At 65.9% G+C, this 13,086-nt stretch carries 13 protein-coding genes; 7 read left to right on the top strand and 6 right to left on the bottom strand.

The annotated features are described in order from the left end of the window. Nucleotides 1-161 precede the first annotated feature (161 nt). The 3 genes from rhlB to BLR75_RS13740 all read right to left on the bottom strand — a co-directional run bounded on the left by rhlB (nt 162) and on the right by BLR75_RS13740 (nt 3,540). Nucleotides 162-1,673, bottom strand: coding sequence for an ATP-dependent RNA helicase RhlB (rhlB, locus tag BLR75_RS13750; protein WP_084309776.1), 1,512 nt, complete (start codon nt 1,671-1,673; stop codon nt 162-164). A gap of 103 nt (nt 1,674-1,776) precedes the next feature. Then, nucleotides 1,777-2,715 carry a GGDEF domain-containing protein gene (locus tag BLR75_RS13745; RefSeq protein ID WP_084309568.1) on the bottom strand — a complete coding sequence of 313 codons (939 nt, stop codon included), beginning with the start codon at nt 2,713-2,715 and terminating at the stop codon, nt 1,777-1,779. A gap of 171 nt (nt 2,716-2,886) precedes the next feature. Then, a complete protein-coding gene (locus BLR75_RS13740; RefSeq protein ID WP_084309569.1) occupies nt 2,887-3,540 on the bottom strand; it encodes an alpha/beta hydrolase in 654 nt (217 codons plus the stop codon). Nucleotides 3,541-3,996: 456 nt separating this feature from the next. On the opposite strand from BLR75_RS13740, the gene BLR75_RS13735 reads away from it, so the two are divergent. The 5 genes from BLR75_RS13735 (at nt 3,997) to pcsA (ending at nt 9,128) form a co-directional block, all read left to right on the top strand. Beyond that, a complete protein-coding gene (locus tag BLR75_RS13735; protein ID WP_084309570.1) occupies nt 3,997-5,025 on the top strand; it encodes an amino acid ABC transporter substrate-binding protein in 1,029 nt (342 codons plus the stop codon). Nucleotides 5,026-5,140: 115 nt separating this feature from the next. Beyond that, complete coding sequence (locus BLR75_RS13730) at nt 5,141-6,328, top strand: amino acid ABC transporter permease (protein WP_084309571.1); 1,188 nt, start codon at nt 5,141-5,143, stop codon at nt 6,326-6,328. Between the two features lie 10 nt (nt 6,329-6,338). Beyond that, on the top strand, nt 6,339-7,436 hold the full coding sequence (locus BLR75_RS13725) for an amino acid ABC transporter permease (RefSeq protein ID WP_084309572.1): 1,098 nt from the start codon (nt 6,339-6,341) through the stop codon (nt 7,434-7,436). A gap of 10 nt (nt 7,437-7,446) precedes the next feature. Then, nucleotides 7,447-8,220, top strand: a complete 774-nt coding sequence (locus BLR75_RS13720; RefSeq protein ID WP_084309573.1) for an amino acid ABC transporter ATP-binding protein — start codon at nt 7,447-7,449, stop codon at nt 8,218-8,220. Nucleotides 8,221-8,432: 212 nt separating this feature from the next. Beyond that, a complete protein-coding gene (pcsA, locus tag BLR75_RS13715) occupies nt 8,433-9,128 on the top strand; it encodes a phosphatidylcholine synthase (protein WP_084309777.1) in 696 nt (231 codons plus the stop codon). A gap of 137 nt (nt 9,129-9,265) precedes the next feature. Here pcsA and BLR75_RS13710 read toward each other — a convergent pair whose 3' ends face one another. Continuing rightward, nucleotides 9,266-9,748 carry an asparaginase domain-containing protein gene (locus BLR75_RS13710; protein WP_084309574.1) on the bottom strand — a complete coding sequence of 161 codons (483 nt, stop codon included), beginning with the start codon at nt 9,746-9,748 and terminating at the stop codon, nt 9,266-9,268. Nucleotides 9,749-9,879: 131 nt separating this feature from the next. On the opposite strand from BLR75_RS13710, the gene BLR75_RS13705 reads away from it, so the two are divergent. Beyond that, complete coding sequence (locus BLR75_RS13705) at nt 9,880-10,578, top strand: glutathione S-transferase C-terminal domain-containing protein (protein ID WP_084309575.1); 699 nt, start codon at nt 9,880-9,882, stop codon at nt 10,576-10,578. After that, entirely contained in the window at nt 10,575-10,868 is a 294-nt protein-coding gene (locus tag BLR75_RS13700) for a GIY-YIG nuclease family protein (RefSeq protein WP_084309576.1), read from the top strand. The genes BLR75_RS13705 and BLR75_RS13700 overlap by 4 nt, the downstream gene beginning before the upstream one ends. 2 nt (nt 10,869-10,870) lie before the next feature. Here the strand turns inward: BLR75_RS13700 and BLR75_RS13695 are convergent, their stop codons facing one another. Both BLR75_RS13695 and yejK read right to left on the bottom strand, forming a co-directional pair. Next, complete coding sequence (locus BLR75_RS13695; protein WP_084309577.1) at nt 10,871-11,794, bottom strand: DUF4344 domain-containing metallopeptidase; 924 nt, start codon at nt 11,792-11,794, stop codon at nt 10,871-10,873. Between the two features lie 104 nt (nt 11,795-11,898). Then, complete coding sequence (gene yejK, locus BLR75_RS13690) at nt 11,899-12,906, bottom strand: nucleoid-associated protein YejK (RefSeq protein WP_084309578.1); 1,008 nt, start codon at nt 12,904-12,906, stop codon at nt 11,899-11,901. Nucleotides 12,907-13,086 lie beyond the last annotated feature (180 nt).

Genomic DNA, 13,086 nt, shown 5'->3' with positions numbered 1-13,086 from the left:
CGAGCAAGCTCGCTCCTACAGGGAGTCGGCTTTGCGTTGCCGAGTCCGGACGCAGGAGCGTCCCGGGATGCATTCCCACGCGGGAGCGTGGGACCGATTGGCGCCGTACCAACAAAAAAGGCGAAGCCTGCCGGCTTCGCCTTTCTTCACTGCCGCTCGGCTCAGTGATGCTTGCGCGGCACCGGCTTGAGCAGTTCGGTCGGCGGCATTTCGCAATTGATCTTGCGGCCGAGCAGTTCCTCGATCGGCGGCAGGGCGAAGGCGTCGTCCTCGCCGGCGAAGCTGATCGAAGTGCCGGTGGTGCCGGCGCGGCCGGTGCGGCCGATGCGGTGGACGTAGTCGTCCGGATCTTCCGGCAGGGTGAAATTGATCACGTGGCTGATGGCTTCGACATGGATGCCGCGGCCGGCGACGTCGGTGGCGACCAGCACGCGGATCTTGCCCTCGCGGAAGCCTTCCAGGACCTTGATGCGCTTGTGCTGCGGCACGTCGCCGGACATCTGCGCGGCGCTGATGCCGTCCTTGGTCAGGCGTTCCTCGATGCGGCGGACTTCATCCTTGCGGTTGGCGAAGACCATCACCCGTTCCCAGTTGTTCTGCGCGATCAGGTTGTACAGCAGCTTGTACTTGTCGCTGCCGGCCACCGCGTAGACGTGCTGCTCGACGGTGTCGCTGGCGACGTTCTCCGGCTCGATCTCGACGATGGCCGGCTCGACGGTCCACTGTTGGGCGAGGTTCATCACGTCGCTGGTGAAGGTCGCGGAGAACAGCAGGGTCTGGCGCTCGCCCTTGTACGGGGTCTGGCGGATGATCTGGCGGACCTGCGGGATGAAGCCCATGTCGAGCATGCGGTCGGCCTCGTCCAGCACCATCACCTCGACCATGTCCAGGTGCACCTCGCCGCGCTGGTTGAAGTCCAGCAGGCGGCCCGGGGTGGCGACCAGGATGTCGCAGAAGCGCGATTCCAGGGTCTTCAGCTGCTTGTCGAAGTCCATGCCGCCGACGAAGCTCATGACGTTCAGGCCGGTGTACTTGGCCAGGCCGACGGCGTCCTTGGCGATCTGCACCACCAGCTCGCGGGTCGGCGCGATGATCAGCGCGCGCGGCTCGCCCATGTAGCGCTCTTTCGGCGGCGGGGTCTGCAGCAGCTGGGTGATGATCGAGATGAGGAACGCGGCGGTCTTGCCGGTGCCGGTCTGGGCGCGGCCGATGGCGTCCTGGCCCCTGAGGGTGAAGCCCAGCACCTGCGCCTGGATCGGCGTGCAGTAGGGGAAGCCGAGGTCGTGGATGGCGTGCATCAGCCGCGGGTCGAGGTTGAAGTCGTGGAAGCGGGTCTTGCCTTCCTGCGGTTCGACGACGAAGTCCTCTAGCTTCCAGTTGTCCACCAGCGGGGGCCTGGGAGTGCGTTCGCGGCGTGGCTTGTCGCTACGCGGTTTGCTGTCCCTGGGCTTGTCGGCCTTTTCGCCGGGCTTGTCGATGGCCTTCTCGGCGCGTGGCTTGGCGGCTTTCGGCGGGCGCGAGGCCTCGCCTTCCGGGCGGGGTGTGTGCGGCTTGCGCTGGCGTTTTTCACCGCTGTCGGCGGCGGCTTCGGCGGCAGGAGCAGGGGCGGCGGGAGTGGCCGTGGGCTGATCGCCCTCGCCCTTGCGGAAGATTTTCTTGAGTGCTTTGAGCACGGTGATCTCGTAGTGGTTAAGGAATGAGCGGTCGCCAGTGTAAAGCATGTTGCCAGCCGGGAGAAATCCGTGCTTGCAGGAGAGCGGGATTCCCTGCTTCCGATCAGCCGCAGAGGCAGTTGCGGCCGCACTGCTTGGCCTGGTAGAGCGCGTTGTCGGCGCGCAGGATCAGGCTCGCCAGGGTCTCGCAGCCATCCATCTGGGCGACGCCGAGGGACACCGTGACCCCCGGCAGCACGCCGACCGGCGAATAGAAGGAGGTGACGTGCTCCAGGCTCAGGCGCAGCCGGTCGCCGATGCTGCGCGCCTCGTCGATGCCGACCTCCGGCAGGAGGATGACGAATTCCTCCCCGCCGAAGCGCGCCATGCTGTCCTTGGGGCGCAGCTGGTTGCGGAAAGTGTGGGCGACGAGGATCAGTGCGTAGTCGCCGGCCAGGTGGCCGTGCTGGTCGTTGTAGTCCTTGAAGTGGTCGACATCCAGCATGAGCATGCACAGCGGCTGCATGTTCAGCACGCAGCGGGCCTTCTCCCGGTCGTAGACGTGCTCCAGCCAGCGCCGGTTGAACAGCCCGGTGAGGGTATCGATGTTGGCGTTGGCCTCGGTGTCGAGGATGATCCGGTTGCCCTGGCGGACCCGCTGGCACAGCAGCTCCAGCAGGTTCTGCATGAATTCCGGGCAGCGCTGCATCAGCCCCAGCAACGATTCGCGATGCAGGCGCAGCACGATGGTGGGCTGGCTGGCGACCACGTAGGCGGACGGGAAGTTGTTGTCGATGAAGCTGATTTCCCCGGCGCACTCGCCCGGCGGCACGACGCTGACCGGATGGTTGTCCAGCGAACCGAGGTAAACCTTCAGCTCGCCGCGCAGGACCATATAAAGGAAGTTGTTGCGGCTGAACGGCGTCAGCACCACTTCACCGGTTTCCAGCTCGCAGGCGCAGAAATCCGTCAGAAGCTGTTCCAGGCTGGCCGCAGCCACGTTCTGGAACAGTCTGAAATGCTGGAGCTGCTGGACGTCTTCCTGCCAACGGGTCGCTTTCATGGCACGCGGACACGAGACGAAGTGCTGTTTCCGTATATGTGCACGACCGACTCTCCCTGTAGTCCCCTTCGCACACTGAACCCTGAGTATTAACCAGTTTGGAATACTGGCAATTCGCATCCATGGCGGCCCGACCGGCGGTTGGAAGCGCTCCGCAAGTTGGCACGACGGTTACAGAATCCGTTGCAGCCAGGCGGCGATGTCCTCGATTTCCTCCAGCACCACCTCGTGCGCCATCGGGTAGTCGTGCCACTCCACCGGCACGCCCTGGGCCAGCAGGAAGTCGTGGGCGGCGCGGCCCAGCGCGGGTGCCACCACGTCGTCGGCGCTGCCGTGCAGGCAGAGCACCGGCAGTCGCTGCCGCTCTGCGGAAAGCTGCAGGCCGGCGTCGAAGGTCGGCGCGTAGGTGGACAGCGCCATCAGCCCGCCCAGTTCGCCCTGCCAGCGGTGGAGGGCGGTGTGCAGGACCACGGCGCCGCCCTGGGAGAAGCCGGCGAGGACGATGCGCCGTGGCGCGATGCCCGCGGCCAGCTGTTCCTCGATCAGGGCGATGACCTGCTGCGCCGACTCCTCCAGCTGCGCCTCGTCGATGGCCCGCGCCGGCTGCATGGCGAGGATGTCGTACCAGCTCGGTGCCGGCATGCCGTTGAAGACGGTCACCGGGCGGGTCGGCGCCTGCGGCAGGACGAAGCGCAGGCGCGGCAGGACGCGCTGCAGCATCTGCGCTACCGGCTGGAAGTCGTAACGGTCGGCGCCCAGTCCGTGCAACCAAATGACGCACCCGTCGGCAGGTTGGCTAGGCTCAAGGATCAGGGGTTGGTTCATGGCGGCTCCAGAATGAGGCGTGTGCCCCGCCGAAGGGCGCAGGCAATCGATGGGAATGTGCGTCAGGTGCAAGAAGTTGTCGCATCGTCGCAAGGGCGGGAGCTTGACTCGCCGGATCGGGCGGCAGCGCGGCCGGATGGTACGGGCCTTGCTATCAGAGGCTCCAGGCTGGGGCGCCCCGCTTCCGGGTAACACTTTATCCGACCCCATCCGGAAAAGCCGTAACGGAAGCGGGGCGCGGCAGCTCGCCGGGGAAAGGCCGTCACCGGCCCGCCCCGGGTGCGTGCCCGTTCGATCAACGGGCACGGGAGCGACTGGCCATGCGAAGCGGGACGTATCCCGATAGCCGGCTAGACTCCCCTGAGGACCACTCCGTTCGCAGCGGCGAACGCGCCTCATGAGGGTACGGCGGTGGTACCGACTCCAAACACTAAAAAAGAGCAACTGGAGAAGACGATGAAGATGGTGAAATCCACTCTGGCAGTGCTGACCGCCGCAACCGTTTTCGGCATCAGCGGCCTCGCGCACGCAGGCGCCACCCTGGATGCGGTGAAGAGCAAAGGCTACGTGCAGTGCGGCATCAGCGATGGCCTCCCGGGCTTCTCCTTCGCCGACGCCAAGGGCAAGTACAAGGGCATCGATGTGGACGTCTGCCGTGGCATCGCCGCCGCGGTGTTCGGCGACGCGAACAAGGTCAAGTTCAGTCCGCTGACCGCCAAGGAACGCTTCACCGCGCTGCAGTCCGGCGAGATCGACGTGCTGTCGCGCAACACCACTTGGACCAGTTCCCGCGACAGCGCCATGGGCCTGAACTTCGCCGGCGTGACCTACTACGACGGCCAGGGCTTCCTGGTGAACAAGAAGCTCGGCGTGAGCAGCGCCAAGGAGCTCGACGGCGCCACCGTGTGCATCCAGGCCGGCACCACCACCGAGCTGAACCTGTCCGACTACTTCCGCGCCAACAACCTCAAGTACACCCCGATCACCTACGACACCTCGGACGAGAGCGCCAAGTCGCTGGAATCCGGCCGCTGCGACGTGCTGACCTCCGACCAGTCGCAGCTCTACGCCCAGCGCATCAAGCTGGCCAAGCCGGACGAGTACGTGGTGCTGCCGGAAGTGATCTCCAAGGAGCCGCTCGGCCCGGCCGTGCGCCAGGGCGACGAGGAATGGTTCGACATCGTCCGCTGGACGCTGTTCGCCATGCTCAATGCCGAGGAGATGGGCATCACCTCGAAGAACGTCGAGGAAACCGCCAAGACCACCAAGAACCCGGACATCGCCCGCCTGCTGGGTACCGAGGGCGACTACGGCAAGGACCTGAAGCTGCCGAAGGACTGGGCGGTGAAGGTCATCAAGCAGGTAGGCAACTACGGCGAGATCTTCGACCGTAACGTCGGCGCCGGCAGCGATCTGAAGATCCAGCGCGGCCTCAACGCCCTGTGGAACAAGGGTGGAGTGCAGTACGCACCGCCGGTGCGCTGAACCCCATGCCGGCGTCCGCTGACGGGCGCCGGTTCTTGTTTCGGCAACGAGTTGCCTCCGGCGCGCGGACGGATGCCGTGCCTCACGCGCCGGCAGGCCTCCAAGAGGGCCATTGATGGATAATCCCAGCAAAGCCCGGCGCCCGTCGCGTGGATTGTCGCTCAACGATCCACAGGTACGCGCCTGGGCCTTCCAGATCATCGCCGTCATCCTGGTCGTCGGTTGTGGCTGGTTCCTGTTCGACAACACCCAGACCAACCTCGCCCACCGCGGCATCCAGTCCGGCTTCGGCTTCCTGCAGAACAGCGCCGGCTTCGGCATTTCCCAGCACCTGATCGACTACACCGAGGCCGACACCTACGGCCGGGTGTTCGTCATCGGCCTGCTCAACACCCTGCTGGTCACGGTGATCGGCATCTTCTTCGCCACCATCCTCGGCTTCATCCTCGGTATCGCGCGGCTGTCGAAGAACTGGCTGATCCGCCTGCTCGCCACCATCTACATCGAGACCTTCCGCAACATCCCGCCGCTGCTGCAGATCTTCTTCTGGTACTTCGCCGTGATCGGCCCGCTGCCGGGGCCGCGGCAGAGCATCAGTTTCGGCGGGCTGTTCTTCCTCAACAACCGCGGCATGCAGATGCCCGCGCCGGTCGCCGCCGACGGCTTCGGCCCGTTCATCGTCGCGCTGATCCTGGCCATCGCCGGCTGGGCGGTGATCTGGCGCTGGGCGAAGGCCCGGCGGCATGCCACCGGCAAGACCTTCCCGGTGCTGCTCAGCGGCCTGGCGCTGCTGATCCTGCTGCCGACGCTCACCGCGCTGTTCGCCGGGACGCCGTTCCACTGGGACATGCCGGTGCTGCAGGGCTTCAACTTCCGCGGCGGCTGGGTGGTGATCCCCGAACTGGTGTCGCTGGTGCTGGCGCTGTCGATCTATACCGCCGCCTTCATCGGCGAGACCGTGCGCTCCGGCATCCAGGCGGTCAGCCACGGGCAGACCGAGGCGGCCAGTTCGCTCGGCCTGGCGCCCGGCAAGATCCTGCGCCTGGTGGTCATCCCGCAGGCGCTGCGGGTGATCATCCCGCCGCTGACCAGCCAGTACCTGAACCTGGCGAAGAACTCCTCGCTGGCCGCCGGCATCGGCTATCCGGACATGGTGTCGCTGTTCGCCGGCACCGTACTCAACCAGACCGGCCAGGCGATCGAGACCATGGCCATCACCATGAGCGTGTACCTGGCCATCAGCATCAGCATTTCGCTGCTGATGAACTGGTACAACAAGCGCATGGCGCTCGTCGAACGCTAGGAGGCCGAGCATGGGCACACACACTTTCCGGCCCGACCTGCCGCCACCCGCGATGAGCGTCGGCGTGCTCGGCTGGTTGCGCAAGAACCTGTTTTCCGGCTGGTTCAACACCCTGCTGACCTTCATCGGCCTGTACCTGGTCTGGCTGATCGTGCCGCCGGTGATCGAGTGGGCGATCGTCAAGGCCGACTGGGTCGGCACCAGCCGCGCCGACTGCTCGCGGGAGGGCGCCTGCTGGGTGTTCATCGCCACCCGCTTCGGCCAGTTCATGTACGGCTTCTACCCCGAGGAACTGCGCTGGCGGGTGGACCTCACCGTGCTGCTGGTGATCTTCGGCGCGGCGCCGCTGTTCATGAAGCGCTTCGAGTACAAGCTGAAGTACGGCATCGCCTACCTGATCGCCCTGCCGATCGTCTCCTACTGGCTGCTGCACGGCGGCTTCCTCGGTCTGGAAAACGTGGGGACCAGTCAATGGGGCGGGCTGATGCTCACCGTGGTGATCGCCGCGGTCGGCATCTGCGGGGCATTGCCGCTGGGCATCCTGCTGGCGCTGGGGCGGCGCTCGAAACTGCCGGCGATCAAGGTCATCTGCGTCACCACCATCGAGTTCTGGCGCGGCGTGCCGCTGATCACCGTGCTGTTCATGTCCTCGGTGATGCTGCCGCTGTTCCTCCCCGAGGGGATGAACCTGGACAAGCTGCTGCGGGCCATGGTGATGGTGGTGCTGTTCGAGGCCGCCTACATCGCCGAGGTGGTGCGCGGCGGCATGCAGGCGATCCCCAAGGGCCAGTACGAGGCCGCCGCGGCCATGGGGCTGGGCTACTGGCGGATGATGGGCCTGGTGATCCTGCCGCAGGCGCTGAAGCTGGTGATCCCGGGCATCGTCAACACCTTCATCGCCCTGTTCAAGGACACCAGCCTGGTGATCATCATCGGCCTGTTCGACTTCCTCAACAGCATCAAGCGCGCGACCGCGGACCCGGCCTGGCTGGGCATGTCCACCGAGGGCTACGTGTTCGCCGCGCTGGTGTACTGGATCTTCTGTTTCGGCATGTCCCGCTACTCGATGCACATCGAGCGCAGGCTGGACACTGGCCACAAGCGTTAGGAGCAATTCGATGGCTGAAGCGAACGGCAAGACCGCAGCGAAAGTCGGCGATCACGTGATGATCGAGATGAAGGGCGTGAACAAGTGGTACGGCCAGTTCCACGTGCTCAAGGACATCAACCTCACCGTGCAGCAGGGCGAGCGCATCGTCCTCTGCGGGCCGTCGGGATCGGGCAAGTCCACCACCATCCGCTGCATCAACCGGCTGGAGGAGCACCAGCAGGGCACCATCGTCGTCGACGGCACCGAACTGACCAACGACCTCAAGCAGATCGAGGCGATCCGCAGCGAGGTCGGCATGGTGTTCCAGCACTTCAACCTGTTCCCGCACCTGACCGTGCTGCAGAACTGCACCCTGGCGCCGATGTGGGTGCGCAAGATGCCCAAGCGCCAGGCCGAGGAAGTCGCCATGCACTACCTGGAGCGGGTGCGCATCCCGGAGCAGGCCGGCAAGTATCCGGGGCAGCTCTCCGGCGGCCAGCAGCAGCGCGTGGCGATCGCCCGCGCGCTGTGCATGAAGCCGAAGATCATGCTGTTCGACGAACCGACCTCGGCGCTCGACCCGGAGATGGTCAAGGAGGTGCTGGACACCATGATCGGCCTGGCGCAGAGCGGCATGACCATGCTCTGCGTGACCCACGAGATGGGCTTCGCCCGCACCGTGGCGAACCGGGTGATCTTCATGGACAAGGGCGAGATCGTCGAACAGGCGCCGCCGGACCAGTTCTTCGACAGCCCGCAGTCGGACCGGACCAAGCTGTTCCTCAGCCAGATCCTGCATTGAGGTGAGGCAATAGGCGCAGGAGCGGGCCATGCCCGCGAAATGCCGGCGGCGCCGATGGCGCGCGCATGGCCCGCTCCTGCGAAGAACACCCTGCGTTGAACTCATCGCAGGCTTGCGGTTCCGATATCCGGTGACTTGCCAAGGATGGGCTATACGTTGATGTAGCCGCCGCCAGACAGAAGAGATGTACCGTGAATCTGACCATCACCCCGATGCATATCAGCAAGGCCAAGGCCTGGAGCGTCCACGCAGTGACCGCCAGCGGCGTGATCCTCGCCCTGATGGCTTTGCTGGCGCTGGTCGACAACCGTCCCCAGGCCTGCCTGCTGTGGCTCGGCGTCGCGCTGCTGGTGGACGGGCTGGACGGCACCCTGGCGCGCCGCTTCCACGTCAAGTCGGTGCTGCCGCATTTCGATGGCTCGACCCTGGACCTGGTGATCGACTACCTCACCTACGTGTTCATCCCGGCGATCTTCATCTACCGCTACATTCCGCTGCCGGTGTATAGCGAGCTGCCGGTGGTTGGGGTGATCCTGGTCTCCTCGCTGTTCTGCTTCTGCAACGTCAACATGAAGAGCCAGGACAACTACTTCGTCGGCTTCCCGGCGGCGTGGAACGTGGTGGCGGTGTACTTCTACGTGCTCGACCCGCACCCCTGGGCCAGCCTGGTCGCCGTGCTGGTGCTGGCGGCGCTGACCCTGACCCGGATGAAGTTCCTGCACCCGTTCCGCGTGCGCGAATTCATGCCGCTGAATATCGCGGTGACCTTCGTCTGGATGCTCAGCAGCGCCCTGCTGATCCTCCAGCAGCCGGTCGACCGGCCGTGGCTGCTGGGCATCTGGTTCGTCGCCTCGGCCTACTTCATCGGCGTCTGCCTGTGGCGCACGGCGCGGGAGTGGTTCGCGTAGGAGCGGGCCATGCCCGCGACCGCGGTGATGCTCAAGACGTAGGGTGGATGAGGCCTTTTTCATCCACCATTGCGGGACCGCATGGGTGGCCATGGTGGATCGATGGAGCTGATCCACCCTACGTATGGCCCGCAGGCTCAACTATCCTCGAACCGCCCCTCCGCGCGGTTCTTCTTCACCTTGCCCGCCTCGAAGATGCGTCCGCTCATGGCGATGTAGATGCCATCCGGCAGCACCTGCAGTGCGCCGACGGCCACGCCGAGGTTGAACGGCGCGTCGGTGTCGCGCATGCGCGCCGGCTGCATGGCGCCGGTGAAGACGATCACCTTGCCGGGGATGTCGCGCAGCACGTCGGCGGTCCTGGTCATGGTGTCTGTGCCGTGGGTGATCAGGATGTGCCGCTCCGGGCAGGCGGCGACGCGGCTGCGGATCAGTTCGCGGTCTTCGTCGGTGAGCTCCAGGCTGTCCTTGCGGGTCAGGCCCTCCACCTGCCATTCGAAGGTCACGCGCGCCTCGCGGAGGATTTCCGGCGCCATCGGGTCGCCGATCTGGAAGTCGGAAAGGGCGTCGTAGTAGACCTTGTCGAAGGTTCCGCCGGTGGTGAATATCTGCAGCTTCATGAGGTTCTCCGGTGAGTGCGTCCCTGGCGATTATGGCTGCCGGGGGCGGCGCCAGCCATTGCCATGCTCGCCGTTGCCGCCGCGATAGGCTTAAATGACAGCGATTCCGCACAGGACATCAGGCCCTGCCCATGATCACTCTTTTCCAGTTCCCTCCCGCGTTCAACGTACCCAACGCCAGCCCCTACTGCCTGAAGCTGGAAACCTTCCTGCGCCTGGCCGGGCTGGAGTATCAGGTCAAGCATCTGGGCGACCCGCGCCAGGGCCCCAAGGGCAAGCTGCCGTTCATCAAGGTCGAAGGCCAGACCATCGCCGACAGCGAGATCATCATCCGCGACCTGCAGCAGCGCTTTGCCTTCGACCTCGACGCCGGCCTGGACGCCCGCGGCCGCGGCTGGGCGGTGGCGATCACCCGCCTGTGCGACGAGCACCTGGCGCCGCTGATGGTGTATTTCCGCTGGCTCGACGACGAAGGCTGGAAGCAGGTGGCGCCGGTGTTCTTCGCCTCGATTCCCGCCCCGCTGCGTCCGCTGGCGGGGCCCCTGGTGCGGCGCCGGATACGCGGCAACATGAATGGCCGCGGCCTGGGCGCGCACAGCCGGGACGAGCTGCTGGCCTTCGCCCGGGCCGATCTCGAGGCTCTCGACGGCCTGCTCGGCGACGTGCCCTATTTCGGCGGCGCCCAGCCGTGCAGCGCCGATGCGGCGGCCTATGGCGTGCTCGCCAACCTGATCCTGTGCACCCTGGAAACGCCGCTGTCGCGCATGGCGCGGGAATACGAGCGGCTGGTGGACTACTGCGAGCGCATGTACCAGCGGGTCTGGGCATGAGCGCAGCGCCACCCCGGCCCTGGTTCGTCTACCTGGTGCGCGCGGCCAACGGCGCGCTGTACTGCGGCATCAGCGACGATCCGCAGCGGCGCTTCGAGGCCCACCGCAGCGGTCGCGGCGCGCGTTTCTTCCACTCCAGCCCGGCGCAGGCGCTGGTCTACGTCGAGGCCTGCGCCGGCAAGGGCGAGGCCCTGAGCCGCGAACGGGCGATCAAGGCCCTGCGCAAGCCGGCCAAGGAACGCCTGGCGGCATCCGCGCCGAGCCTGTCGCTGCTTCCGCGCTTCCCCTGATCTCAGCACGCCTGCACCTTGACCAGCTCGGGCCGCGGGCAGTGCCAGTCGCTGGGCTTCTTCAGGCGCTTCAGGGTCTCGGCCAGGTGACGGAAATGATCCAGGCGCTCATAGCACAGCGTCAGTTCGCCGCTGCGCCGGTTGTACGAGGCATCCGGCGCGCCGCAGGACATCAGGCGCAGGGTCAGCGCGCGCGGCGGCTGGAGCAGCTGGGTGATGTCGTCGGCGAGACGCTGGAAGGTGTCGTCGTCGTGCAGGGGCGTGATCAACTGGTCGATGTCGGGGATCGCGCCGGTGGGGGCCTCGAACACCACGCGGATGCCGGCGCGCCGCTGGATCGCCTTGTGCTGGAAGCTGCCCACCCAGTGCAGGGCCCTGCGCGCCTGGCGGAACTCGTCGTCGCAGTACAACGCCCGTTCGTAGGGCAGGTGGGTGAGCTCGGGCACCCAGTCCAGGCGCCGCATGTCGCTGCCGTACAGCAGGCAGACGATGTTGTAGTAGCGCTGCTCGTCCAGCGGGTGGGTGTCCCAGGCCTGGACCTGCTCGCGGATCGACTTCGGCCGCTGCCATTCCAGGCGCCAGTAGTCGGCGATGTCCAGCAGGCGCGCGTCGACCTCGGCGGTCGACAGTCGGGAATACAGCTGGAACAGGGCGATGAAACCGAGCTGGTCGGCGGCATCCTCCTCGCGCCCGAGCACCGGCAGGTCGTATTCGGCGATCAGCATGTGCCCCATTTCGTGCATCACGCTGAATTCGGTGTTGGCGACGATGAAGCGGATCACGTCCGGGGAGAGGGAATCCACCGGTTCCGCGGCCAGCCTGCCGGCGAGCAGGGCCAGCAGCAGCGCCGACAGGTAGACGGCCACCGTCCGGAAAATTCCGGTAGCGAGAAGGATGGCTACCACCGAACCGGCTGATCGGGACATTGCGCGGAGTCCGGACAGGCGTACTGTCCTGACTCTAGCAGCCGCGCCCCGGCCGGACCGGGGCCCCTGTCGGAATGTTCCTGCCGATCAGGCCATTGGTGCCGTCATTTCTGCCGGCGCTTGAGCTGGTCGTGCAGTTGGGTCGGCAGGCCGCGGATGATCAGCATGTCGCGTTCCTCGTCGTACTCCACCTTGCTGCCCAGCAGGTGCGCCTCGAAGCTGATCGACAGCCCCTCGGCGCGGCCGGTGAAGCGGCGGAACTGGTTGAGGGTGCGCTTGTCCGCCGGGATCTCCGGCGACAGGCCGTAGTCCTTGTTGCGGATGTAGTCGTAGAAGGCGCGCGGCGCGTCCTCGTCGATCAGCTCGGAGAGCGCGTCGAGGGTCATCGGCTCGCCGATGCGCGCCTGGCTGGTGGCGTAGTCGACCAGCACCTCGGTCTTCTCGCGCGCCTGCTCCTCGGCCAGGTCCTCGCTTTCCACGTAGTCGCTGAAGGCCTTGAGCAGGGTGCGCGTCTCGCTCGGCGCATCGACGCCCTCGTGGCAGCCGATGAAGTCGCGGAAGTAGTCGGAGACCTTCTTGCCGCCGCGGCCCTTGATGAACGAGATGTACTGCCGGGACGCCTTGTTGTTGCGCCACTCGGAGATGTTGATGCGCGCCGCCATGTGCAGCTGGCCTAGGTCGAGGTGGCGCGACGGCGCGACTTCCAGCGCCTCGGTCACCGCCACGCCCTCGCTGTGGTGCAGCAGGGCGATGCTCAGGTAGTCGGTCATGCCCTGCTGGTAGTGGGCGAACAGCACGTGGCCGCCGGTGGAGAGGTTGGACTCTTCCATCAGGCTCTTCAGGTGCTCCACCGCCTGCTGGCTGAAGGCGACGAAATCCCTGCCGCCGTCCAGGTACTCGGCCAGCCAGCCGCTGAACGGATAGGCGCCGGACTCCTCCTGGAACAGGCCCCAGGCCTTGTTCGGCTTGGCGTTGTAGCTTTCGTTGAGGTCGGCCATCAGGTTCTCGATGGCCTGGGAATCGCCCAGTTCGGCAGCGCGCGCATGCAGCGTCGCGGGGTTGCCGTCGGGCTTCTTGTCGATGAAATGGACGATGGCGTGACGAATCGGCATCGGACGCGGCCTTTCTGCAAGTCGGAATGGTGAGGCCCGCGCTGTTGGCGGGGCCGGAAAGGGGAGGAGTTTAACCGAGCCGCCGGCCGCCTGCCGCAGCGGCGATCCTGCGCGCTTTCCTACGGCAATTTCCGACGATAAGTTATAAGAAAAGTCCACATCGGTATAAGGTTTTATAAG

It is taken from the genome of Pseudomonas jinjuensis, assembly GCF_900103845.1.
Taxonomy (GTDB): domain Bacteria; phylum Pseudomonadota; class Gammaproteobacteria; order Pseudomonadales; family Pseudomonadaceae; genus Pseudomonas; species Pseudomonas jinjuensis.
The sequence above is the reverse complement of the archived record's forward strand: the minus strand, read 5'-3'. Positions and strand labels throughout refer to the sequence as shown.

Coding starts and splice junctions, on each gene's coding strand:
- yejK (WP_084309578.1), bottom strand. CDS start 12,906: ATGCCGATTCGTCACGCCATCGTCCATTTCATCGACAAGAAGCCCGAC.
- BLR75_RS13730 (WP_084309571.1), top strand. CDS start 5,141: ATGGATAATCCCAGCAAAGCCCGGCGCCCGTCGCGTGGATTGTCGCTC.
- BLR75_RS13725 (WP_084309572.1), top strand. CDS start 6,339: ATGGGCACACACACTTTCCGGCCCGACCTGCCGCCACCCGCGATGAGC.
- BLR75_RS13700 (WP_084309576.1), top strand. CDS start 10,575: ATGAGCGCAGCGCCACCCCGGCCCTGGTTCGTCTACCTGGTGCGCGCG.
- BLR75_RS13745 (WP_084309568.1), bottom strand. CDS start 2,715: ATGAAAGCGACCCGTTGGCAGGAAGACGTCCAGCAGCTCCAGCATTTC.
- BLR75_RS13695 (WP_084309577.1), bottom strand. CDS start 11,794: ATGTCCCGATCAGCCGGTTCGGTGGTAGCCATCCTTCTCGCTACCGGA.
- BLR75_RS13710 (WP_084309574.1), bottom strand. CDS start 9,748: ATGAAGCTGCAGATATTCACCACCGGCGGAACCTTCGACAAGGTCTAC.
- BLR75_RS13740 (WP_084309569.1), bottom strand. CDS start 3,540: ATGAACCAACCCCTGATCCTTGAGCCTAGCCAACCTGCCGACGGGTGC.
- BLR75_RS13720 (WP_084309573.1), top strand. CDS start 7,447: ATGGCTGAAGCGAACGGCAAGACCGCAGCGAAAGTCGGCGATCACGTG.
- BLR75_RS13705 (WP_084309575.1), top strand. CDS start 9,880: ATGATCACTCTTTTCCAGTTCCCTCCCGCGTTCAACGTACCCAACGCC.
- BLR75_RS13735 (WP_084309570.1), top strand. CDS start 3,997: ATGAAGATGGTGAAATCCACTCTGGCAGTGCTGACCGCCGCAACCGTT.
- pcsA (WP_084309777.1), top strand. CDS start 8,433: ATGCATATCAGCAAGGCCAAGGCCTGGAGCGTCCACGCAGTGACCGCC.